The organism is Geodermatophilus sp. SYSU D00700, from assembly GCF_054050255.1.
The window spans coordinates 1-21,554 of sequence record NZ_JBJGZA010000057.1; the positions used below are offsets into that span (position 1 = coordinate 1).

25 protein-coding genes are annotated in these 21,554 nt (G+C 76.8%); 10 read left to right on the top strand and 15 right to left on the bottom strand.

All coding sequences use genetic code 11. From position 1 onward, the window contains the following. Positions 1-157: 157 nt before the first annotated feature. The 3 genes from ACI79V_RS23215 to ACI79V_RS23225 form a co-directional block, all read right to left on the bottom strand. Positions 158-1,660 (bottom strand): malic enzyme-like NAD(P)-binding protein, encoded by a 1,503-nt coding sequence (locus ACI79V_RS23215; RefSeq protein ID WP_456877646.1) that lies wholly within the window; start codon positions 1,658-1,660, stop codon positions 158-160. Positions 1,661-1,749: 89 nt separating this feature from the next. Beyond that, on the bottom strand, positions 1,750-2,187 hold the full coding sequence (locus ACI79V_RS23220; protein WP_456893131.1) for an SRPBCC domain-containing protein: 438 nt from the start codon (positions 2,185-2,187) through the stop codon (positions 1,750-1,752). Positions 2,188-2,218: 31 nt separating this feature from the next. Further along, entirely contained in the window at positions 2,219-2,680 is a 462-nt protein-coding gene (locus tag ACI79V_RS23225; RefSeq protein WP_456893133.1) for a DUF309 domain-containing protein, read from the bottom strand. Positions 2,681-2,813: 133 nt separating this feature from the next. Between ACI79V_RS23225 and ACI79V_RS23230 the strand changes: the two genes are divergently transcribed. The 6 genes from ACI79V_RS23230 (at position 2,814) to egtE (ending at position 6,905) form a co-directional block, all read left to right on the top strand. Continuing rightward, positions 2,814-3,626, top strand: a complete 813-nt coding sequence (locus ACI79V_RS23230; protein ID WP_456893135.1) for a DUF4397 domain-containing protein — start codon at positions 2,814-2,816, stop codon at positions 3,624-3,626. A 14-nt stretch (positions 3,627-3,640) separates the two neighbouring features. Then, positions 3,641-4,294 carry a class F sortase gene (locus tag ACI79V_RS23235; protein WP_456893137.1) on the top strand — a complete coding sequence of 218 codons (654 nt, stop codon included), beginning with the start codon at positions 3,641-3,643 and terminating at the stop codon, positions 4,292-4,294. A gap of 101 nt (positions 4,295-4,395) precedes the next feature. Continuing rightward, a complete protein-coding gene (locus ACI79V_RS23240) occupies positions 4,396-4,992 on the top strand; it encodes an RNA polymerase sigma factor (protein WP_456893139.1) in 597 nt (198 codons plus the stop codon). After that, positions 4,973-5,167 carry a hypothetical protein gene (locus ACI79V_RS23245; protein WP_456893141.1) on the top strand — a complete coding sequence of 65 codons (195 nt, stop codon included), beginning with the start codon at positions 4,973-4,975 and terminating at the stop codon, positions 5,165-5,167. The genes ACI79V_RS23240 and ACI79V_RS23245 overlap by 20 nt, the downstream gene beginning before the upstream one ends. Positions 5,168-5,248: 81 nt before the next feature. Next, positions 5,249-5,764 (top strand): anti-sigma factor, encoded by a 516-nt coding sequence (locus ACI79V_RS23250; protein WP_456893143.1) that lies wholly within the window; start codon positions 5,249-5,251, stop codon positions 5,762-5,764. 10 nt (positions 5,765-5,774) lie between these two features. Continuing rightward, positions 5,775-6,905, top strand: coding sequence for an ergothioneine biosynthesis PLP-dependent enzyme EgtE (gene egtE / locus ACI79V_RS23255; RefSeq protein WP_456893145.1), 1,131 nt, complete (start codon positions 5,775-5,777; stop codon positions 6,903-6,905). Positions 6,906-6,960: 55 nt separating this feature from the next. Here the strand turns inward: egtE and ACI79V_RS23260 are convergent, their stop codons facing one another. Continuing rightward, a complete protein-coding gene (locus tag ACI79V_RS23260; protein ID WP_456893147.1) occupies positions 6,961-8,349 on the bottom strand; it encodes an 8-oxoguanine deaminase in 1,389 nt (462 codons plus the stop codon). Between the two features lie 111 nt (positions 8,350-8,460). Between ACI79V_RS23260 and ACI79V_RS23265 the strand changes: the two genes are divergently transcribed. From ACI79V_RS23265 to pucD, 3 genes are read left to right on the top strand one after another with little or no spacing between them, the layout of a single operon-like run. After that, positions 8,461-9,336, top strand: coding sequence for an FAD binding domain-containing protein (locus ACI79V_RS23265; protein ID WP_456893149.1), 876 nt, complete (start codon positions 8,461-8,463; stop codon positions 9,334-9,336). Then, on the top strand, positions 9,327-9,815 hold the full coding sequence (locus ACI79V_RS23270; RefSeq protein ID WP_456893151.1) for a (2Fe-2S)-binding protein: 489 nt from the start codon (positions 9,327-9,329) through the stop codon (positions 9,813-9,815). The genes ACI79V_RS23265 and ACI79V_RS23270 overlap by 10 nt, the downstream gene beginning before the upstream one ends. Continuing rightward, positions 9,812-12,184: a xanthine dehydrogenase subunit D gene (pucD, locus tag ACI79V_RS23275; RefSeq protein WP_456893153.1), complete on the top strand. Its 2,373-nt coding sequence runs from the start codon at positions 9,812-9,814 to the stop codon at positions 12,182-12,184. The genes ACI79V_RS23270 and pucD overlap by 4 nt, the downstream gene beginning before the upstream one ends. 55 nt (positions 12,185-12,239) lie before the next feature. Here pucD and ACI79V_RS23280 read toward each other — a convergent pair whose 3' ends face one another. The 3 genes from ACI79V_RS23280 to alc form a co-directional block, all read right to left on the bottom strand. After that, a complete protein-coding gene (locus tag ACI79V_RS23280) occupies positions 12,240-12,983 on the bottom strand; it encodes an SDR family NAD(P)-dependent oxidoreductase (protein WP_456893155.1) in 744 nt (247 codons plus the stop codon). 122 nt (positions 12,984-13,105) lie between these two features. Next, complete coding sequence (locus tag ACI79V_RS23285; protein WP_456893157.1) at positions 13,106-13,252, bottom strand: hypothetical protein; 147 nt, start codon at positions 13,250-13,252, stop codon at positions 13,106-13,108. Positions 13,253-13,254: 2 nt separating this feature from the next. Then, the gene (alc, locus tag ACI79V_RS23290) at positions 13,255-14,244 is read right to left on the bottom strand and encodes an allantoicase (RefSeq protein ID WP_456893159.1); all 990 of its coding nucleotides are present in this window, start codon (positions 14,242-14,244) and stop codon (positions 13,255-13,257) included. Between the two features lie 63 nt (positions 14,245-14,307). On the opposite strand from alc, the gene ACI79V_RS23295 reads away from it, so the two are divergent. Beyond that, on the top strand, positions 14,308-14,469 hold the full coding sequence (locus ACI79V_RS23295; RefSeq protein ID WP_456877660.1) for a hypothetical protein: 162 nt from the start codon (positions 14,308-14,310) through the stop codon (positions 14,467-14,469). A 2-nt stretch (positions 14,470-14,471) separates the two neighbouring features. On the opposite strand, the gene allB is transcribed toward ACI79V_RS23295, so the two are convergent. From allB to ACI79V_RS23335, 8 genes are read right to left on the bottom strand one after another with little or no spacing between them, the layout of a single operon-like run. After that, the gene (gene allB, locus ACI79V_RS23300; RefSeq protein WP_456893160.1) at positions 14,472-15,785 is read right to left on the bottom strand and encodes an allantoinase AllB; all 1,314 of its coding nucleotides are present in this window, start codon (positions 15,783-15,785) and stop codon (positions 14,472-14,474) included. Next, a complete protein-coding gene (locus ACI79V_RS23305) occupies positions 15,782-16,465 on the bottom strand; it encodes an urease accessory protein UreD (RefSeq protein ID WP_456893162.1) in 684 nt (227 codons plus the stop codon). The genes allB and ACI79V_RS23305 overlap by 4 nt, the downstream gene beginning before the upstream one ends. Further along, the gene (gene ureG, locus ACI79V_RS23310; RefSeq protein ID WP_456893164.1) at positions 16,462-17,136 is read right to left on the bottom strand and encodes an urease accessory protein UreG; all 675 of its coding nucleotides are present in this window, start codon (positions 17,134-17,136) and stop codon (positions 16,462-16,464) included. The genes ACI79V_RS23305 and ureG overlap by 4 nt, the downstream gene beginning before the upstream one ends. Beyond that, positions 17,126-17,779 carry an urease accessory protein UreF gene (locus ACI79V_RS23315; RefSeq protein WP_456893166.1) on the bottom strand — a complete coding sequence of 218 codons (654 nt, stop codon included), beginning with the start codon at positions 17,777-17,779 and terminating at the stop codon, positions 17,126-17,128. Before ACI79V_RS23315 ends, ureG begins: the two co-directional genes overlap by 11 nt. Positions 17,780-17,794: 15 nt before the next feature. Beyond that, positions 17,795-19,516: an urease subunit alpha gene (locus tag ACI79V_RS23320; RefSeq protein WP_456893168.1), complete on the bottom strand. Its 1,722-nt coding sequence runs from the start codon at positions 19,514-19,516 to the stop codon at positions 17,795-17,797. Further along, complete coding sequence (locus tag ACI79V_RS23325) at positions 19,516-19,818, bottom strand: urease subunit beta (RefSeq protein ID WP_456893170.1); 303 nt, start codon at positions 19,816-19,818, stop codon at positions 19,516-19,518. The genes ACI79V_RS23320 and ACI79V_RS23325 overlap by 1 nt, the downstream gene beginning before the upstream one ends. Continuing rightward, positions 19,815-20,117 carry an urease subunit gamma gene (locus ACI79V_RS23330; protein ID WP_456877667.1) on the bottom strand — a complete coding sequence of 101 codons (303 nt, stop codon included), beginning with the start codon at positions 20,115-20,117 and terminating at the stop codon, positions 19,815-19,817. The genes ACI79V_RS23325 and ACI79V_RS23330 overlap by 4 nt, the downstream gene beginning before the upstream one ends. Positions 20,118-20,173: 56 nt before the next feature. Next, on the bottom strand, positions 20,174-21,304 hold the full coding sequence (locus tag ACI79V_RS23335; RefSeq protein ID WP_456893172.1) for an epoxide hydrolase family protein: 1,131 nt from the start codon (positions 21,302-21,304) through the stop codon (positions 20,174-20,176). Positions 21,305-21,554 lie beyond the last annotated feature (250 nt).

Sequence of the window (21,554 nt, forward strand, 5' to 3'; positions counted from 1 at the left end):
CCCCCCCCCCCCCCCCCCCCCCCCCCCCCGCCCCCCCCCCCCCCCCCCCCCCCCCCCCCCCCCCCCCCCCCCCGCCGCCCGCCCCCCCCCCCCCCCCCCCCCCCCCCCCCCCCCCCCCCCCCCCCCCCCCCCCCCCCCCCCCCCCCCGGGCGGGGGATCAGCCGGTGAGGCTGGTGCGGTCGGTGACCGGGGCGGTGGCGCCCGGTTCGGTGCGCGCCTGGTCGGCCACGGCGGCGGCGACCGCCGGTGTGACGGCCGGGTCGAAGACGCTCGGGATGACGTAGTTGGCGTTGAGCTGGTCGTCGCGCACCAGCGCCGACAGCGCCTCGGCCGCGGCCAGCAGCATGCCCGTGCTGATCTCGGTGGCGCGGGCGTCGAGCAGGCCGCGGAACACCCCGGGGAAGGCCAGCACGTTGTTGATCTGGTTGGGCAGGTCGGAGCGGCCCGAGGCGACCACCGCCGCGTGGTGCCGCGCCCGCACCGGGTCGACCTCCGGCGTCGGGTTGGCCATGGGGAAGACCACCGCCCGCTCGGCCATCGCGGCCAGCGCCTCAACCGGCAGCACGTTGCCCGCGCTGACCCCGATGAAGACGTCGGCACCGGCGAGGGCGTCGGGCAGCTCGCCGCGCACCCGGCCGGGGTTGGTCCGCGCGGCCAGGGCCTGCTTGGCCGGGGTCAGCCGCTCGTCGTCGGGCGAGAGGATGCCCTCGCGGTCCCACACCAGCACGTGCCGGGCACCGGCCTCCAGCAGCAGGTGCACGATCGCCGTCCCCGCCGCGCCGGCCCCGGCGACGACGATCCGCACGTCGGTCAGCCGCTTGTCCACCACGCGCAGGGCGTTGCGCAGCGCGGCCAGCGCGACGATCGCCGTCCCGTGCTGGTCGTCGTGGAAGACCGGGATGTCGAGCCGCTCCCGCAGCCGGGCCTCCACCTCGAAGCAGCGCGGCGCGGCGATGTCCTCCAGGTTGATGCCGCCGAAGCCGGGGGCGATGAGCTCGACGGCGCGCACGATCTCGTCGACGTCGTTGGTGTCCAGGCAGATCGGCCAGGCGTCGATGTCGGCGAACCGCTTGAACAGGGCGGCCTTGCCCTCCATCACCGGCAGGGCCGCGCCGGGCCCGAGGTCGCCCAGCCCGAGGACGGCCGAGCCGTCGGTGACGACGGCGACCGTGTTGCCCTTGATGGTCAGCCGGCGCACGTCCTCGGGGTGCTCGGCCAGCGCCAGGCACACCCGCGCGACCCCGGGCGTGTAGGCCATCGACAGGTCGTCGCGGGTCTTGAGCGGGACCTTCGAGGCCACCTCGAGCTTGCCGCCCAGGTGCAGCAGGAAGGTGCGATCGCTCACCTTGCGCACGGCCACGCCCGGCACGGCGCGCAGCGCGTCCACCATCTCCTCGGAGTGGGCGGCGTCGGCGGCCGAGCAGGTGACGTCGACGGTCAGCCCGTCGGACCGGGAGTCGACGACGTCGATGGCGGTCACCGCCCCGCCGGCCGTGCCCACCGCGGTGGCGATCCGGCCGATCGACGCCGGGTCGCCGTCGGCCGTCAGCCGGACGGTGATCGAGTAGGACGCCGAGGTCACCGGCCCGCGGGGCGCGGCGGCCGGGTCGTCCGGCGAGCTGTCGCCGGTGGCGGTGGCGGGCGACGTGTCGGTGCTCACCGTCCCATCGTGGCACCGGCGGACCGGCGCCCTGTGGCCGAGGTCACGACGCCCGGGCCTCCCCGGGCACTTCCGCGGAAGGTGCCCGGTCAGCCCGAGCGCTGGGCCGATCCCTCGGCGCGGGCCTTGAGGCCGGCGCAGAACTGGCGGAACGACGGGTTGAGGTCCGGCGTCGAGCGCTCGGTCACCCAGGCCAGCGGGCCGGTCTGGTCCTCGCGGACGGTGAGCACCGTGCCGCCGTCGTCCTGCCGGGACAGCTGGTAGGTGCGCTCGATGACCGCCAGGCCGAACGGCAGCCCGCCGCGCCAGCGCATCGCCTCCCCCGGCCGCAGCTCGGTCACGGTGACCGAGAAGGGCCGGCTGCGGATCATGGTGGCGTACAGCGTCAGCCGCTCGCCGAGCGCGACCCGGCCCTCGACCCGGTCGACGCCGGAGTCCCAGTCCCGCCAGGTGCCGACGTCGACCAGGTGACGCCACACCTCGTCCGGGCCCGCGTCGATGCGCGTGGCCGCCTCGAAGCTCTTCATCGCCGCCTCCCGGACCGCAGTCTGCCGCGCGTCAGCGGGCCGGACCAGCGCCGCGCAGCCGGAACGGCCGGTCCGCCGAGACCGGCCCGCGAGCCCAGGCCAGCAGCCCGCCGACGTCGAGACCGTGCGGCGGTGCCGGGGCGTAGGGCGCGACGTTGACCGCCCCCCGCTCGACGAGCCGCGCCGCGCCGGGGGCGTTGCCCCGCGCGGCGTGGGTGAGCCCGACGGCGAGCTGCGCCAGCCCGCGCCACAGCTGCCGCTCGGCGTCGGGCGCGGCCTTCCAGGCGTCCTCGAGCACCTCGTGGGCGTGGAAGGGACGGCCGGCGTCGAGCAGCCGCTGGGCCTCGGCGATCGCCTCGTCCGGCGTCCGCGGCACACCCTCCGGCGCGCGCTCGACGCCCTCGGCACCACGGGGCAGCGGCCGGCCCAGCGCGTCGCGCGGGCGGGCGTTGCGGGCCCGCCCCCGGTCGTCCCGGTCCCGCGGCGCGGTCACCGTCGCATCCTCCCGCGCCCCCGATCCGTTCACACGATCGGGTGCTGAGCGCGGGCTCGCGGCAGGGCTGCATCCGGACCTGCGGGGACGCCGGAAGAGGGGGTGTCAGCACTCCCCGACACCGGAGGAACCCGTGACCCGGACCCGCACCCTCGGCCTCGCCACCGTCGCCGGAGCCGGCGCGCTGCTCGCGCTCGGCGTCGCACCCGCCTCGGCGGACGACACCGCCACCGTCTCCGTGCTGCACGGCGTACCGGACACCCCGGTCGACGTGTACGCCAACGGCGAGCGGCTGATCGACGACTTCCAGCCGGGCACCCTCACCGACCCGCTGTCGCTGCCGGCCGGGTCCTACGACCTCGCGCTCTTCCCGGCCGACGCGCCCGACGGGTCCGGCTCGCCGCTGCTGTCGGCGAACGGCGTCTCGGTGCCCGCGGGGGCGAACGCCACCGTCGTCGCGCACCTGACCGCGGAGGGCCAGCCCGCGCTGACGCCGTTCGTCAACGACACCTCCGAGGTGCCCGCGGGCCAGGGCCGGGTCGTCGTGCGGCACACCGCGGCCGCGCCGGCGGTCGACGTCCGCGCCGGCGGCCAGGTGGTCGCCCCGAACCTGACCAACCCGGACGAGGCGGCGCTCACCGTCCCGGCGGGCACGGTCAGCGCCGACGTCGTCCTGGCCGGCACCGACACCGTCGCGCTCGGCCCGGCCGACCTCGAGGTCACCGAGGGCGCCACCACCGTCGTCTACGCCTGGGGCTCGCAGGAGGCCGGCTACGAGCTGGCCGTCCAGACGGTCTCCGGCGGCCACTCGGCGCCGTCCGGTGTCCCCGGCGGCAGCGCCGGCCTCGCCGACGACGGCCTGCCCCTGCCGCTGCTCGGCCTGTCCGCGCTCGGCCTGGCCGGTGCCGCCGTGGCGGCCCGCCGGCTGGCCGGCAGCCGCGCCTGACGGGAGGGACCGACGTGCGACCCGCTGCCGCCGGCGTGGCCCTGGGCCTGGCCCTCGCGGTGGGCGCGCCCACCGCGTGGGCGCTGACCCGGCCTCCGGCGGCGGCGGGCGCGCCGGTCGAGCAGGCGCTCGGCGCCCCCGCGGAGACCCCCGCGGGGGCGCCCGCTCCGCCGGCCCCTGCCGTGACCGTCCGGGACGCCGCTCCGCGCCCCGCGCCGGAGGTCGTGCCGCCCGCGCGGGTCACCGTCCCGGCGCGCGGGCTCGACGTCCCGGTCGACCCGGTGGGCACCGCGCCCGACGGGCAGATGGCCCTCCCCGACGACGTCGGCCGGGCCGGCTGGTACCGCTTCGGCCCGGTGCCCGGTGCGCCCGGTTCGGCGGTGGTCGCCGGGCACGTCGACGACGCCGAGCAGGGCCTCGGGGCGATGGCGGCGCTGCGCGGGACCGAGCCCGGCGACGAGGTGGTCGTGACCGACGCCGCCGGCGCCGTCACCCGCTGGCGGGTGGTCTCCCGGGAGGTGCTGGACAAGCAGGCGCTGCCGGTCGACGTCCTCTTCCGCCGCGACGGACCGCCGCGGCTGACGCTGGTCACCTGTGGCGGACCGTTCCTCCCCGAGGTCGGCGGGTACCGCGACAACGTCGTCGTCGTGGCGGAGCCCGCGCCGTGACGGTTGAAGGACCTCCCTGCCCCCCACTGCTCGCACGCTCGCAGCGGGACCCTGCAGGGAGGCCACCCCGATCCGCCCGCCGGTCGCCTAGGGTCGGGCGGGTGAGCACCGAGGCGGAGCCGGCGCCGTACGGCGCGGCCGAGCCCGACGACGACGAGGTCGCCCGCCGGTTCGCCGCGGGCGACGAACAGGCGCTGGCCTGGGCCTACGAGCGCTGGGCGGCCCGGGTGCACGGCATGGCGGTGCGCGCCTTCGGTCCCGGCCCCGACGCCGAGGACGTCACCCAGCAGGTGTTCGTCTCCGCCTGGACCGGTCGCGCCGGCTACCGGCCCGAGCAGGGACCGCTGCCGGCCTGGCTGACCGGCGTCTGCCGCCACAAGATCGCCGACACCTGGGCTCGCCGCGACCGGCAGCGGCGCGCCGCCGAGGCGGCCGTGGCCGAGGCGCGGTCACCCGCCGCCGGCCCGGCCCCGGTCGACGCGACCGTCGCCGACCGCGTGCTGCTGCTCGGCGAGCTCGACCGCCTGGGCCAGCCCCAGCGCGGCATCATCGAGCTGGCGTTCTTCGCCGACCTCACCCACACGCAGATCGCCGAGCGGACCGGCCTGCCGCTGGGGACGGTCAAGAGCCACATCCGGCGCACCCTCGAGCGCCTGCGCGACCGGTTGGAGGTGGACGGTGCCGCACTGCACGCCTGAGGACCTCGCGCTGGCCGCCCTCCGCGAGCCCCTCGCCGACGGCGCCACGGCGCACCTGGCCGGCTGCCCCGACTGCACCCGCGAGCTGGGCCGGTTGCGCCGCGCCGTCGACGTGCTCGCGGTCCCCGAGCTCGCCGACCCCGGCCCGCCCGTGGCCCCGCCGCCGGCGGTGTGAGCCGGCATCGCCGCGGCCACCGGCGTCGCGACCGCGCCGCGCCCGGACGTCGTCGCGGCGTCGGCGCCGCCCGCCGGGCCGGTGCCCGACGTCCCGCCCGTGCCGCTGGCCGCCGGTCCGGCCGATCCGGAGCCGGGACCGGTCGCGCCGGTGGTGCCGCTGCGGCCCCGCCGGTCCCGCCTGCTGCTGGCCGCGGCCGCGGCGCTCGTCGTGGGACTCGGCGTCGGCGCGGGTGCGGTCGCGCTCGCCGGCCGCGAGGACGACGGCGTCGCGGTGGCCGCGGCGGTGCTCGACCCGCTCGAGGACAGCGGCGCCACCGGCAGCGCCTCGGTGGTCGAGCGCGAGGACGGCACGCGCGTGCTGCGGGTCGAGCTCGCCGCCGACGCGCCGTCCGAGGGCTACTACGAGGCCTGGCTGCTCACCGAGTCGGTGACCGGGCTGGTCCCGCTCGGCGTCGTCCGCCCGGGCACCGACGAGTTCGAGCTGCCCGCCGGCCTCGACCTCGGCGAGTACCCGGTGGTCGACGTCTCGGTGGAGCCGCTCGACGGCGACCCGGCGCACTCGGGCTCCTCCATCGCCCGCGGGCAGCTGTCCTAGCGTCGGGGGTGTGACCGCGCTCGACCTCCGCCTGCCGCACGCCGACCTCGCCGACGCCTGGCGGACCGCGCGGCCCCGGCCGGCCGGCCGCCACCTCGACACCGCGGCGTGCAGCCGGCAGAGCAACCGGGTGCTCGAGGCGGTCGCCCACCACGCGCGGCACGAGGCCGAGCTCGGCGGCTACGTGGCCGAGGCGACCGCCGGGGACCTCCTCCAGCAGGGCCGCAGCGTCATCGGCGGGCTGGTCGGCATGGCCGCGGCCGACGTCGTCTTCGTCGAGTCGGCGCAGGCCGCGCTCGCGGCGCTGCTGGCCGCGTGGCCGCTGGAGCCCGGCGCCCGGGTGGCCCTGCTGCCCGGCGAGTACGCGCCCAACGCGGCGATGCTGCGCGCGGCCGGCCTGACGCTCGAGCACCTGGCCGCCGACGGTGACGGGCGCGTCGACCTCGAGGCGCTGGAGCGGACGCTGGCCGTCGACCCGCCGCGGTTGGTGCACCTCACCCACGTCGCCAGCCACCGCGGCGTCGTCCAGCCGGCCGCCGAGGTGGCACGGCTGTGCCGGGCGCACGGGGTGCCGCTGGTGCTCGACGCGGCGCAGTCGCTGGGCCACGTCGACGTCGACCTCGGCGCCGACGTCGTCTACTCGACCTCCCGCAAGTGGCTGGCCGGCCCGCGCGGGGTCGGCCTGCTGTGCGTGCGGCCGGCGGTGACCGCGCAGCTCGTACCGGTGCTGCCCGCCCCGGCCGACCTCCCGCCGCTGCGGGCGCTGGAGAGCGGCGAGGCGCACGTGGCCGGGCGGGTCGGGCTGGTCCTGGCCGTCGGGGAACACCTGGCCGCCGGACCGCACCGGGTGCGCGAGCGACTGGCGGCGCTGGGCCGGGCCGGGCGGCAGGTGCTCGACGGCGCCGCGGGCTGGGAGGTGGTGGAGCCGCTCGACGAGCCGACGGCGACCACCACGCTGCGCCCGCCGGAGGGCGTCGACGTCGTCGCCACCCGCGCCCGGCTGCTCACCGAGCACGGCATCGTCACCACGGCGATCGAGCCCGGCCGCGCGCCGGCGGAGCTGACCGGCTGGGTGCTGCGGGTGTCGCCGCACGTGGACGGCACCGTCGACGACCTCGAGGCCCTCGCCGCCGCCCTCTGACGAGGCATGGGAAGCTCTCCGCACCTGCCCGCCGTCGATACGTGCGGATGGCTTCCTATGCCTCGCCCAGGGCCGCCTGGATGCGCTGGGACACCGTGCGGTGGACGGCGAGCTGCTCGTCGAGACCGGGGTGCACCGGCACGCCGTCCTCGACCACGAACCGCCCGCCGACGACGGTGTGCCGCGCGGCCACCGGGCCGCAGCGCAGCCACGCCTCGACCGGGTCCGACAGCGCCCCGGCGAACGCCGGCCCGGTCAGCGGCCAGACGGCGAGGTCGCCGCACGCCCCCACCGACAGCTGCCCGATCTCGCCGGTGCGCCCGAGGCAGGCCGCGCCGCCGCGGGTGGCGATCTCCAGCGCGTCACGGGCGGAGAACGACGCGGCGCCGTGCCGCAGCTTGCCCTGCAGCATCGCCGTCCGGGCCTCCAGCCACAGCGACGCCGCGTCGGCCGACGACGACCCGTCCACGCCCAGCCCGACCGGCGCCCCGGCCGCCCGCAGCTCGGCCACCGGCGCCAGCCCGCTGCCCAGCACCATGTTCGACGACGGGCAGTGCGCCGCCCCGACCCGCGCCGCGCCGAGCCGCGCCACCTCGGCGGGCGAGGGCCAGACCACGTGCGCCAGCCACACCCGGTCGGTCATCCAGCCCACGTCGGCCAGGTAGTCGACCGGGCGGCGGCCGAAGCGCTCCAGGCAGAACGCATCCTCGTCCCGCGTCTCGGCCAGGTGGGTGTGCAGCCGGACGTCGAGCCGCTCGGCCAGCTCCGCCGTCCGCGTCATCAGCGACGTCGACACGCTGAACGGCGAGCACGGCGCCAGCGCCAGCCGGGTCAGCGCGTGCGGCGAACGGTCGTGGTGGGCCTGCACCAGGCGCTCCGACTCGGCCAGGATCTCGTCGTCGTCCTGGACGACGGAGTCCGGCGGCAGCCCGCCGTCCTTGACCGACAGCGACATCGACCCGCGGGTGACGTGCGACCGCACCCCGAGGTCCTGCGCCGCCCGCACCTCGGCGCCGATCAGGTCCCCGGCCCCGCGCGGGTGCACGTAGAGGTGGTCGGTCGAGGTGGTGCAACCGGCGAGCGCCAGCTCGGTGAGCCCGACGTAGGCCGACACGTACGCGGCCTCCTCGTCCAGCCGCGCCCACAGCGGGTAGAGCGTCACCAGCCACTCGAACAGCCCGCCGGTCAGTGCGGGCGCGAAGGACCGGGTGAGGTTCTGGTACAGGTGGTGGTGGGTGTTGACCAGCCCGGGCGTCACCAGGCAGCCGCGCGCGTCGACCGTGCGGGCCGCGGCCGGCCGCGGGTCGCCGGGCCCGCCCACCCCGCTCACCACCCCACCGGTGACCGCGACCCACCCGCCGGCGATCTCGCGCCGCTCGTCGTCGACGGTGGCCAGCAGTTCGGCGTCGTGCACCAGCAGGTCGGCGGTCTCCACCCGCGGCATCCTGCCCACCTCGCACGGAGGACGGCGAGCCGCGGCACACGACGTCGTGCAACCCGGTCGACACCAACCGCGACTACCGTGGCCGTCCCCGCACACCGACGAGGAGTGACCATGCAGTTCCTGCAGCCCGCGACGTGGGAGGAGGCGCTGGAGGCCAAGGCCGCCCACCGCGACGCCGTCCCCATCGCCGGGGGAACCGACGTCATGGTCGCGATCAACTTCGGCCGGCTGCGCCCGCCGCTGCTGCTCGACCTCACCCGGGTCCCCGAGCTGCAGCGGTGGGAGACCGACGACGGCGCGGTCCGGCTGGGCGCCGGCGTCCCCTACGCCCGGGTCATCACCGAGCTCGGCGACCGGCTGCCCGGGCTGGCGATGGCCGCCCGCACCATCGGCTCGCCGCAGATCCGCAACCGGGGCACCGTCGGCGGCAACCTGGCCACCGCCTCCCCGGCCGGGGATGCCCACCCCGCGTTGCTGGCCGCCGGCGCCGAGGTCGAGGTCGCGTCGGTCCGCGGCACCCGCCGCATCCCGGTGACGGAGTTCTACCGGGGCGTCAAGCGCTCCGCGCTGGCCGACGACGAGCTCATCGCCGCCGTCCGGATCACCCCGCCCCGCGGGCCGCAGCAGTACAGCAAGATCGGCACCCGCAACGCGATGGTCATCGCCGTCGCCGCGTTCGGGCTGGCGCTGCACCCCGACCGGCGCGCCGTGGGCACCGGCATCGGGTCGGCCGCGCCCACGCCGCGGCGCGCACCCGCCGCCGAGGAGTTCCTCGCCGGCGAGCTGGACGGGTTGTGGGAGTCCCGCGCCGAGCTCCCGTCCGCGACGGCGGGCCGCTTCGGCGAGCTGGTCGCGGAGGCCGCCGCCCCCATCGACGACGTGCGCGGCACCGCCCGCTACCGCGTCCACGCGCTCTCGGTCATGGCCCGCCGCGCGCTGACGTGGGCCTGGGCCGACTACCGGAAGGGAGACCCGACGTGCGCCTGAGCTGCACCGTCAACGGCACACCGCAGCAGGTCGACGACGTGTGGGAGGGCGAGAGCCTGCTCTACGTCCTGCGCGAACGGATGGGCCTGCCCGGGTCGAAGAACGCCTGCGAGCAGGGCGAGTGCGGCTCGTGCACCGTCTACCTCGACGGCGTGCCGGTCTGCGCCTGCCTGGTCGCCGCCGGCCAGGCGCAGGGCCGCGAGGTCGGCACGGTGGAGGGACTGGCCCCGCCCGGCGAGCTGCACCCGGTGCAGGAGGCGTTCCTCGAGGCCGGCGCCGTCCAGTGCGGCTTCTGCACGCCGGGGCTGCTGGTCGCCACCGACGACCTGGTCAGCCGCTCGCTGGCCGAGGGCCGCACGCCGGCCGACGCCGAGATCCGCGAGGCGCTCGCCGGCAACCTGTGCCGGTGCACCGGCTACGAGAAGATCCTCGACGCCGTCCGGCTGGCCGCCGACCGCATGGCGGGGGAGGCCCGGTGAGCACGCCCACCCGCGCCCCGAGCGGAGCGCCCGCGCACCTGACCGGCAAGGGCAGCGGCGGGGTCGGCGACGACGCCCAGCGCCCCGACGGCGTCCTCAAGGTCCGCGGCGAGTTCGCCTACGGCAGCGACCTGTGGATGGACGACATGCTGTGGGGCGTCACGCTGCGCAGCCCGCACCCCTACGCCCGCATCCGCTCGATCGACGTCAGCCCCGCGCTGGCCGTCCCGGGCGTGCACGCCGTCCTGACCTCCGACGACGTGCCCGGCGAGAAGGTGTACGGCCTCGAGCTCGCCGACCAGCCGGTCCTCGCCCTCGACGTCGTCCGCTACCAGGGGGAGCCCGTGGCGCTGGTCGCCGCCGACCACCCCGACACCGCCCGGCGGGCCGCGGCGCGGGTCCTCGTCGACTACGAGGTGTGGGAGCCGGTCACCGACGCGCGCACCGCCCTCGGCCACCCCACCTGGAACCAGGTGCACGACTCCCCCGCCGAGGTCACCGAGCTCAGCCGGGAGAGCGCCCACCTGCACCCGCACGGCAACCTGGTGCGCCACCTCAAGGTCCGCAAGGGCGACCCCGCGGCCACCGCCGACGTCGTCGTGGTCGGCGAGTACGAGGTCGGCATGCAGGACCAGGCGTTCCTCGGTCCCGAGTCCGGCCTCGCCGTCCCGGCCGACGACGGCGGCGTCGACCTGTACGTGGCCACCCAGTGGCTGCACGTCGACCAGCGGCAGATCTGCGCGGCGCTGGGCATGCCGCCCGAGAAGGTGCGGCTGACCCTCGCCGGCGTCGGCGGGGCCTTCGGCGGCCGCGAGGACCTCTCCATGCACGTGCACGCCTGCCTGCTGGCGCTGCACACGGGCAAGCCGGTGAAGATGTCCTACAACCGCGAGGAGTCCTTCTTCGGGCACGTGCACCGGCACCCGGCGACCATGCGCTACGAGCACGGCGCCACCCGCGACGGCGACCTGGTCTACGTGAAGGCCGAGATCTTCCTCGACGGGGGCGCGTACGCCTCGAGCACCCCGGCGGTCGTGGGCAACGCCGGGACGATGGGCATCGGTCCCTACGTCGTCCCGAACGTGCACGTCGACTGCTACGGCGCCTACACCAACAACCCGCCGTGCGGCGCCATGCGCGGGTTCGGGTCGGTGCAGACCGCCTTCGCGTACGAGTCGCAGATGGACGCCCTCGCCGCCGAGCTGGGCATGGACCCGGTCGAGCTGCGCTGCCGCAACGCGATGGAGCAGGGCTCGGAGACCCCCACCGGCCAGGTCGTCGACAGCCCGGCGCCGGTGGCCGAGCTGCTGCGCCGGCTGACGGCGATGCCGCTGCCCCCGGAGCCGGCGACCGGCGACGACGTCGACCTGCGCGACATGCCCGGCGGGGTCTCCAACACCACCCACGGCGAGGGCGTGCGACGCGGCGTCGGGTACGCCGTCGCCTACAAGAACGTCGCGTTCTCCGAGGGCTTCGACGACTACTCGACCGCCCGGGTGCGGCTCGAGGTGGTCGGCGGCGAGGCCGTGGCCACCGTGCACACCGCGGCCGCCGAGGTGGGCCAGGGCCTGGTCACCGTCGAGCAGCAGATCGCGCGCACGGAGCTCGGCGTGGACGCCGTCGTGGTGCACCCCGCCGACACCGCCGTCGGCTCGGCCGGCTCGAGCTCCGCGTCGCGGCAGACCTACGTCACCGGCGGCGCGGTCAAGGCGGCCTGCGAGGCGGTCCGCCGGAGGGTGTTCGAGCGGGCCGCGCAGGTCGCCGGCCGGCCGCTGCCCGACCTGCGGCTGTTCGACGGCGCGGTGGTCTCCGACGCGGAGGGCGTCAAGCTGCCGCTGGCCGACGTCCTCGGCGACGGCGCGGTCGAGGAGACCGTGGAGTGGCGGCACCGGCCCACCGAGGCCCTCGACCCGGAGACCGGGCAGGGCTTCGCGCACGTGCAGTACGCGTTCTCCGCACACCGGGCCGTCGTCGACGTCGACAGCGAGCTCGGGCTGGTCAAGGTCGTGGAGATGGCCTGCACACAGGACGTCGGCAAGGCGATCAACCCGCAGGCCGTCGTCGGGCAGATCCAGGGCGGCACCGCGCAGGGACTGGGGCTGGCGGTGATGGAGGAGGTCCTCGTCCGCGACGGCCGGGTGCAGAACCCGTCGTTCACCGACTACCTCATCCCGACCGTGCTCGACATGCCGCCGATGCGGATCGAGGTCCTGGAGTACGCCGACCCGCACGCCCCCTACGGCCTGCGCGGCGTCGGGGAGGCGCCCAACATCTCCTCCGGCCCCGCGGTGCTGGCCGCGATCCGCGAGGCGACCGGCCTGCCGCTGCGGCGGGTCCCCGTGCGCCCGGAGCACCTCACCGGCACGTGAGCGGGTGCGCCGGCGCCGCATCTCCCGGCCGGGAACGCGGCGCCGGCGCACGGCCTCAGCCCGGGAGCCCGGCCAGGCGGTCCATCGCGGCGAGCACCCGGTCCTGCAGCTCCGGGTCCTCCAGCGCGCCCGGCGTCCGCGCCGGGCGGTTCCCCGCGGTGTAGCCGCCGGGCCAGTCGCCGGCCGCCGCCCGCGCCACCCGCGCGCCGCCGTCCTCGACGTCGCCCGGTGCGCCCGGGGAGGCCAGCTTGGTGCGCACCCAGCCCGGGTCGACCGCGCCCACGCGCAGCTGCGGCAGGCGGCGGGCCCAGCCCAGCGCCAGGACGACGTCGAGCGCCTTCGAGTCGGCGTAGGCGCGCCGCGACGGCCGCGGGCTGCCGAGGTCGCCGGGGTCGACGCGACCCGAGCCGACCATCCCGCTGCCGAGGAAGACCAGGCGCTCACGCACCCGGTCGCGCACCAGCGCGGTGAGCAGGTGGGGGGCGAGCGCGTTGACCGCGAACGCGAGCTCGTGGCCCTGCCGGCTCGGCGGCGCCCCCTCCGGCGGCCAGACGCCGGCGTTGTGGACGAGCACGTCGAGGTCCCCGAGCCGGTGGGCGAGCGCGCGCACCTGGTCGAGGTCGGCCAGGTCGCCGGTGACCAGCCGGACGTCGCCGAGCCGGCCGAGCTCCACGGCGACCGGTGCGCCGCGCGCCTCGCTGCGGGCGTGCAGGACGACGGTGTGCCCGTCGGCCAGCAGCCGCCGCGCGGCCGCGCGGCCGATGCCGTCGGTGGAGCCGGTGATCGCGATCGTCGCCATGGCCCGGACCTACCCGGCTCGACCCGCCGAGCGCCGGCCGCCCGCACACCAGCGTGTGCGCTGACGCGGCACTCCGGTTCCCAGGATGCGGCCGGCGCGCACACGCTCCGCTCGTCCGGGGCTCAGGCGCGGAGGACGGCCTCGAGTCCCCCGGCCCGCGCAGCGTGGGCGGCCGCGCCGAGCACGTGCCGGACCCTCGCCGCACAGGCAGCCGACCAGGCCGCGATCGCGCGGAGTTCGTGCTCGCTCAGCTCGATCGAGTCGGGCACGCTCAGGCGGTCTCCTCCCAGCGGCGGCCGAGGGCGGCGCGGCCGGCGTCGGTCGGGCGGCCCCACAGCCGCAGCCGGGCCATGCCGCCGTCGGGGAAGACGTCCATCCGCACCCGGGTGACGCCGGCGTCGCCGGGCAGCACGAAGCGGTGGCGGGTGTCGGGCTGCAGCGGCGTGCGGGGCAGCAGCTCCACCTCGCGGCCGTCGGCGGTGGTGCCGGTCAGCGACGCCGCACCCGGCGCGTTGCCGAGGAACCACGAGGTGTCGAGCTCGGCGAGGGTCACCACGCCCTCGCAGGCCAGCGTCAGGTCCACCCAGTCGTTGCCGTCGTCGCGGCGGCGGGCGTTCTCCCAGCCCTCCCCCATCGACCGGGCGACGCCGCGGCCGATCAGCTGGTGCGGGCTGCCGTAGAAGGCGTTGCTCACCCCGCTGATCCGCCCGCCGTTCTCCAGGGCGGCCAGGTCGCACGGGCCGGCGTCGAGCAGCCGCGGGTCGGGCACGACCTCGCCGTGCACCCGCAGCCGGGCCACGCCGCCGTCGGGGTGGATCGACAGCCGCACGTGCGTCACCCGCGGCCCCGGCTCGACGGGAAAGCGGTTGGCGGTGCCGCCGGCCAGCGGCGAGCGCGGCAGCAGCGGGACCCAGTCGGCGTCGGCGAGGGCCGCGGCCGGCGGGTGGCCGTCGACCGAGGCGCCCTCCAGCGCGGCGTGCGGCGGGTAGTTGCCGAGGAAGAACGCGGTGTCGACGACGACGGCGTGCACCACGCCCGGCATGCCGAGCCGCACGACCGCCCAGTCGTGCCCGGGCTCGCGGCGGCGGCGGGTCTCCCAGCCGTCGTACTCCTTGCCGCGCGCGCCGAAGTCGTCGCGGGCGGCCGCGGGCTCGGGGCGGATCAGGTTCTCCTTGCCGGCGAAGAACTCGTCGTTGGCGGCCACCACGGCACCGCCCTGCGACCGGACGGCGAGGTCGGGCAGGTCGAACGGGTCGGTCACGGGGGTCACTCTCGCACGGCGGGGGTAGGGGGCCGCTGTCCCGCGAGAACCCCAGGAGGACCCGTGTCCGAACCCACCGACGACCTGCGCGAGCGCGCCCGCGACCACATCCAGCAGATGCCCGCCGAGACCGCGCTGGGCAACGCCGACCCCGCCGGGGGCTCCACCGACGACCCGAAGATCATGGACCAGGCCGCCCGGGAAGAAGGCGAACAAGGCAGCTGACCTCACCTGCCCCCTCGGTCGAGCAGCCGGCCGAGGGGGCTGCCGTCGGCCTCGCGGCCGCGCAGCCAGGTCCGCCGGACGACGCCGGTGAGCTCCCGGCCCGCGTAGGGCGTCACCGGGTTGCGGTGCTCGAGCCGGCCCACGGTGAACCGCTCGTCCGGCGCGAAGGCCACCAGGTCGGCGTCCCTCCCGACGGCGATCGCGCCCTTCCCCGGCAGCCCGGCCAGCCGCGCCGGCGCCGCCGACATCCAGCGCGCCACCTCCGCCAGCCCGATCCCGCGGGCCCGCGCGCCGGTCCACACCGCCGGCAGCGCCACCTGCAGCCCGGCGATCCCGCCCCAGGCCAGCCCGAAGTCGCCGACGTCGAGCCGCTTGAGCTCGGGCGTGCACGGCGAGTGGTCGCTGACGACCAGGTCGACGTCCCCGGCCCGCAGCGCGTCCCACAGCGCCGCCCGGTGCGCCGACTCCCGGATCGGCGGGCAGCACTTGAACGCGGTGTCGCCGTCGGGCACCTCCTCGGCGGCGAAGGTCAGGTAGTGCGGGCAGGTCTCCACGGTGATCCGCACACCGGAGGCACGCGCGGTCCGCAGCAGCGGCAGGGCGTCGCCGTCGGCCAGGTGGACGACGTGGCTGCGCGCGCCGGTGTCCCGCGTCGCCGCCACCAGCCGCCCGATCGCCGTCTCCTCCGCCGCCGGGGGGCGGGAGGCGAGGAACGCCACGTAGCTCGTCCCCGCCGGCTCCGGTGCCGCCTCGATGACCTGCTCGTCCTCGGCGTGGGCGACGAGCAGCCCGTCGAAGGTCGCCAGTTCGGCCAGCGCCGCGCGCAGCCCGGCGTCGTCCAGCGGCGGGAACTCCGGCACCCCGGAGTCGAGCAGGAAGCACTTGAACCCGACGACGCCGGCGTCGTGCAGCAGACGCAGGTCGCCGACGTTGCCGGGGACCGCGCCGCCCCAGAAGGCCACGTCGACGGCGACCTGCCCGGCCGCCGCCTCCCGCTTGACCCGCAGCGCCTCGGGCGTGGTGGTCGCCGGCACCGAGTTCAGCGGCATGTCCACGACCGTGGTGACGCCGCCGGCGGCCGCGGCGCGGGTGGCCGAGGCGAAGCCCTCCCACTCGGTGCGGCCGGGCTCGTTGACGTGCACGTGGCTGTCGACCAGCCCGGGCAGCAGCACCTCGTCGTCGGCGAGGGTGACCGCCCCGGCCGGGACGTCGTCGAAGCCGGTCACCGCGGTGACGACGCCGTCGGCGGTGTGCACGGCCGCGGCGCGCTCTCCGTCGGGCAGCACCACCCGCCGGGCCCGGACGACGAGGCTCATGCCACGGCCTCCACCGCGCGGACCACGGCGTGCAACTCGGCTCCCCACGCGGTGGCCACCCAGCCGTTCTCCAGCGGCAGCCGGACGGCGTCCTCCCCGGTCGACACCCCTGCAGCCTGCCCCACGTGCACCGTGGAGGCGTAGGCGCGCGGGGCCACCGGCGGCAGCCAGGCGGGCGCGCCGGGACCGAGCCCGACGGTCGTGTGCAGCAGGGGCCGGCCGTCGACGACCACCCGCGTCGTGCCGGTCCAGCAGCCGGGCTCCTCTCCCGTGCGGCCCAGCAGCACCTGCTCGGTGGCGGTGAGGACGGCGCCCGGCGCCAGCGTCGCGGTCAGCCCGGACCGGTGGTGCGCCCGGGCGGCGACGACGGTCGGCTCGGGCCGGAGGTCCAGCTCCCCGGCCACCTCGGCGACCACGCGCTGCACCGAGGGCCGGTCGCCGTCGCGGGCGGGCAGCGCCACGGCGGCGGCCACCGAGCGCACCGTCAGCGTGGCGCCCTCCTCGACCACCAGCCGGACCTCGGCGTCGTCCCCGCCCAGCGGACCGAACGCCGTCGCCACCAGGTGCACCGAGGACGGACCGGTCCGGCGCACCGCCAGCTGACCGCTCGCGCGGACCACCGGCAGCACCGTGCGGCCGCCCGGGCCGCGCCGCGCGACGACCTCGACCCGGGTCCTCACACCGGCTGCGGCCGGCGGGCCCGCACCTGCCCGCGCACCCACTCGGCCACCTCGGTGGCGGCCGGGTCCTCGCGCAGCGAGATCAGCAGCGTCGGCTTCTCCCCGCGCACCGCGGCCGAGTCCCGTCGCATGACGTCGAGGTCGGCGCCCACCAGCGGCGCCAGGTCGGTCTTGTTGACCACCAGCAGGTCCGACGCGGTGACCCCGGGCCCGCCCTTGCGCGGCACCTTGTCCCCGCCGGCGACGTCGACGACGAACACCTGCACGTCGACCAGCCCGTAGCTGAAGCTCGCCGTCAGGTTGTCCCCGCCGGACTCGACGAACACGAGCTCCAGGCCGGGGTGTCGGGCCTCGAGCAGCTCGACGGCGTCGAGGTTGGCGGTGATGTCGTCGCGGATGGCGGTGTGCGGGCAGCAGCCGGTCTGCACCGCCTCGATCCGGTCGTCGGGCAGGACGGCCTGGCGTCGCAGGAAGTCGGCGTCCTCGGTCGTGTAGATGTCGTTGGTGACGACGGCGAGGTCGTACTCCGCGCCGAGCGTGCGGCACAGCGCCGCGGCCAGCGCCGTCTTGCCCGAGCCGACCGGCCCGCCGAGCCCGACGCGCAGCGGCCCGCCGTGCCGGTGCGCCGCAGGCGCGTCGACGTAGTCCTGCAGGTCGTGGTCAGGAGGCAAAGAAGCGGTCCCCTCTCGTGGCGTGCACCTCGGCCAGCAGGTCGAGGAGCGGGTCGGTGTCCGCGGGGAGGCCCTCCCGGACCGCCGCGTCGGTGACGGCGTCGATCTCGGGCGCCAGCCGCGCGGTGACGGCGGCGACGGTGAGCGGGTCCATGGCCAGCAGCCGCTGCGCCGCCGTCGCCGGGCCGCTGACCGACAGGTAGGCGGCCGCGGCCGCGGCGTCCCGGGAGGTGAGACCGCCGGCGGCCGCGGCGGCGCCCAGTGCGACCGGGTGGTGCGGCGCGCCGGGGAGCGCGTCCCAGACCGGCGAGGGCCACGCGCGGCGGCCCACCCGCACCAACCCCCGACCCTGCTGCCGCGACGCCGCCCGCAGCGCCGGCGACGGCGTCCGCGCGTCCGCCTCGGCATCGAGGGTGACCAGGTCACCGCCGCGGTGTCGTCCGGAGGACGACAGTGTCGACGCCTCGGCCGCGAAGCCGGCCGCCACGGCACCCGCCGTGTGCAGCCGACGCCGGAGGAACGTCATCAGCGACGCCGGGTCGTGCACCAGCCCGGCCGTGATGGCCTGCTCCACCCCGCCGGAGTGCGCGTGCCCGCCCGCGGGCAGCCGCGAGTCGGCCAGGGTCAGCAGCGCTGCAGACACGGGAAGAGGTGCCCTTCAGAACAGGAAGTACCGCTGCGCCATCGGCAGCTCGCGCACCGGCTCGGGCTCCCACACCTCGCCGTCGACGGCCACGGTGAAGGTGTCCGGGTCGACGCGGATCTCGGGCAGGGCGGTGTTCTCGGGCATGTCGGCCTTGCCGAGCCGGGTGGTGTCGGTGACCGCGGCCAGCCGCCGGTCGACGGCGAGCCGGTCGCCGAGCCCCGCCTCCAGCGCCGCCGACGCGACGAAGTGCAGCGACGTGCGCGCCGGCACCCGGCCGTACGCGCCGAACATCGGCCGCGGCAGCTGCGGCTGCGGCGTCGGGATGGACGCGTTGGCGTCGCCCATCTGCGCCCAGGCGATGACGCCGCCCTTGAGCACCGCGTGCGGGCGGACGCCGAAGAACCGCGGGTCCCACAGCACCAGGTCGGCGAGCTTGCCGGGTTCCACCGACCCGACCTCGCCGTCGATGCCGTGCGCCACCGCGGGGCAGATCGTGTACTTGGCGACGTACCGGCGGGCGCGCAGGTTGTCCGCGGCGCCGTCCCCGGCCAGTGACCCCCGCTTGCGCTTCATGACGTGCGCCGTCTGCCAGGTCCGCAGCACGACCTCGCCCGCGCGGCCCATGGCCTGTGCGTCGGAGCCGATCATCGAGATGGCGCCGAGGTCGTGCAGCAGGTCCTCGGCGGCGATCGTCGTCGGCCGGATCCGGCTCTCGGCGAAGGCGAGGTCCTCGGGGACGCTCGGGTCCAGGTGGTGGCAGACCATCAGCATGTCGAGGTGCTCGTCGAGGGTGTTCACCGTGTGCGGCCGGGTCGGGTTGGTGCTGCTCGGCAGCACGTTCGGGTGCCCGGCGACGGTGATGATGTCCGGCGCGTGCCCGCCCCCGGCGCCCTCGGTGTGGTACGCGTGGATGCTCCGCCCGGCGATCGCGGCGAGCGTGTCCTCGACGAAGCCGGCCTCGTTGAGGGTGTCCGAGTGCAGCGCCACGGGGACGCCGTGCCGCCCGGCCACGGTCAGGCAGGCGTCGATCGCCGCGGGCGTGGACCCCCAGTCCTCGTGCAGCTTGAACCCGCTGGCGCCGCCGCGGAGCTGCTCCTCCATCGACTCCTGCGAGACGGTGTTGCCCTTGCCCAGCAGCGCGACGTTGACCGGCCACGGGTCCATCGCCTCCAGCACGCGGGCCAGGTACCAGTCGCCCGGGGTGATCGTGGTGGCCTTCGACCCCTCGGCCGGTCCGGTGCCGCCCCCGATGAGCGTGGTGACACCGGAGCCGAGCGCGGTCGGCACGATCTGCGGGCAGATGAAGTGCACGTGGCAGTCGATGCCGCCGGCGGTGAGGATCCGGCCGTTGCCGGCGAGCACCTCGGTGCCCGGGCCGATGACCAGGTCCGGGTGGACGCCGTCCATGGTGTCGGGGTTGCCGGCCTTGCCCAGCGCCACGATCCGGCCGTCGCGGACGCCGACGTCGGCTTTGACCACGCCCCAGTGGTCGAGGACGACCGCGCCGGTGATCACCAGGTCGGGCGCGCCCTCCGCCCGGGTGGCGCGCCCCTGGCCCATCGACTCGCGGATGACCTTGCCGCCGCCGAACACCGCCTCCTCCCCGGCCCGGCCGGGCCCGCCGCAGCGGTCCTCCTCGACCTCGACGAGCAGGTCGGTGTCGGCCAGCCGGACGCGGTCGCCGGTGGTGGGCCCGTACAGCTGGGCGTAGCGCTCGCGGGACAGCCGGACCATCAGCCGATCCCGCCCTGGCCGGTCAGGCCGGGGACGACGCGGGCGCCGGCCAGGGGCACGAGGGTCACCGTGCGGGTGATCCCGGGCTCGAAGCGGACGGCGGTGCCCGCGGCGACGTCGAGCCGGTGCCCGTGCGCGGCCGCGCGGTCGAACTCGAGCGCCCGGTTGGCCTGGGCGAAGTGGAAGTGCGACCCCACCTGCACCGGCCGGTCGCCGGTGTTGGTGACAACGACCTCGATCCGCGGGGCGCCGGGCAGCGTCTCGATCGTGCCCTCGGCCGGGACCACCTCACCGGGGATCACGGGATGGGCTGGTGGACGGTCACCAGCTTGGTCCCGTCCGGGAAGGTCGCCTCCACCTGCACCTCCTCGAGCAGCTCGGGGACGCCGTCCATCACGTCGTCGCGGGTGAGGACCGTGCGCCCCGACTGCACCAGCTCCGCGACGAGGACGCCGTCGCGCGCCCCCTCGAGGACGTGGTCGGTGACGATCGCCGTCGCCTCCGGCAGGTTCAGCCGCAGTCCCCGCGCGCGCCGCCGCCGGGCCAGCTCGGCGGCGTAGGACAGCAGCAGCCGTTCCTGCTCGTGCGGGGTGAGGTGCACGCGGGGGCCTCCGGGGGTGGGGATCCGGACGCTAACCGCCGGATGTGTCGCGCCGGTTACCGCAGCGGCCGGAAGAACTCCCGGACGTCGGCCACCAGCGCCTCCGGCCGCTCCATCGCCGCGAAGTGCCCGCCGCTGTCGTGCTCCTGCCAGGAGCGCAGGTCGGTCAGCTGCCGCTGCACCCACTCGCGGGGCGGCTGGAAGATCTCGTGCGGGAACACCGAGACGCCGGCCGGCACGGCCACCTGCGGTGCCCGCTCCGCCGGCGCGCGCGCCATCTCCCAGTACATCCGCGCCGAAGACGTCGCCGTCGCGGTGAACCAGTAGACCGAGACGTCGTCGAGCAGGCGGTCCAGGCCGATGGCCCCGACCGGGTCGCCGTCGCAGTCGGTCCAGGCGTGGAACTTCTCCAGGATCCACCCGGCCTGCCCCGCGGGGGAGTCGGTGAGGCCGTAGCCGAGGGTCTGCGGGCGGGTGCGCTGCTGCTGGCTGTACGCCGCGGCCTGGGCCCGGAACGCCCGTTCCCGCTCGAGCGCCCGCTGCTCGCGCACGGTGAACTCCATCTGCCCCTCCGGCGGACCGGTCACCACCATGTTCAGGTGCACGCCGACCACCCGGTCGGGGTGGCGGGCGCCGAGGTTGGCCGAGACGAACGAGCCGATGTCCCCGCCCTGGGCGCCGAACCGCTCGTACCCGAGCCGGCGCATCACCTCGGCCCAGGCGTCGGCCGTGCGCGCCGGCCCCCAGCCCGGGGTGTCCGGCTTCCCGCTCCAGCCGAACCCCGGCAACGAGGGGACGACGACGGAGAACGCGTCCCGCGGGTCGCCGGGGTCGGTGAGCGGGCCGAGGACGTCGAGGAACTCGACGACCGACCCGGGCCAGCCGTGGGTGAGCACGAGCGGCAGGGCGTCCGGGTGCGGCGACCGGACGTGCAGCAGGTGGACCGGCAGGCCGTCGACGACCGTCCTGGCCTGCGGATGGGCGTTGAGCCGTGCCTGCCGGGCCGGCCAGTCGTACTCCTCGGCCCAGTAGTGGCAGACCTCCTGGAGCCACCCGAGCGGCACGCCCTGCGACCAGTCGTCGACCGTCTCCGGCTCCGGCCATCGCGTGCCACGCAGCCGGCGCCGCAGGTCGTCGACCGCCTCGGCCGGCACGTCGACGGCGAAGGGCTCGACGGCGTCGTCCACCACGTCACCGTATCGGCGGTCGCGGCACCGGGTCCTCGTCGAGGAGTCCGTGATGAGCCGGGCGTCGATCGGCGCCGCACCCAGTCCCAGTGACGGAACCACGACCGGATGGCGGACGCCCACCTGCCCGTGGAATGCCGGAAGGGCCCTCACCGGGTGGTGAGGGCCCTTCACGGGGAATGGTTGTCCGGCGGCGTCCTACTCTCCCACCCCGTCTCCAGGGCAGTACCATCGGCGCTGAGAGGCTTAG

What these genes read in the sequence shown, in the direction of transcription:
- ACI79V_RS23260 (WP_456893147.1), bottom strand. Translation starts at nt 8,349, where the DNA reads ATGCCGCGGGTGGAGACCGCCGACCTGCTGGTGCACGACGCCGAACTG.
- ACI79V_RS23265 (WP_456893149.1), top strand. Translation starts at nt 8,461, where the DNA reads ATGCAGTTCCTGCAGCCCGCGACGTGGGAGGAGGCGCTGGAGGCCAAG.
- ACI79V_RS23280 (WP_456893155.1), bottom strand. Translation starts at nt 12,983, where the DNA reads ATGGCGACGATCGCGATCACCGGCTCCACCGACGGCATCGGCCGCGCG.
- allB (WP_456893160.1), bottom strand. Translation starts at nt 15,785, where the DNA reads ATGAGCCTCGTCGTCCGGGCCCGGCGGGTGGTGCTGCCCGACGGAGAG.
- ACI79V_RS23320 (WP_456893168.1), bottom strand. Translation starts at nt 19,516, where the DNA reads ATGGTCCGGCTGTCCCGCGAGCGCTACGCCCAGCTGTACGGGCCCACC.
- ACI79V_RS23220 (WP_456893131.1), bottom strand. Translation starts at nt 2,187, where the DNA reads ATGAAGAGCTTCGAGGCGGCCACGCGCATCGACGCGGGCCCGGACGAG.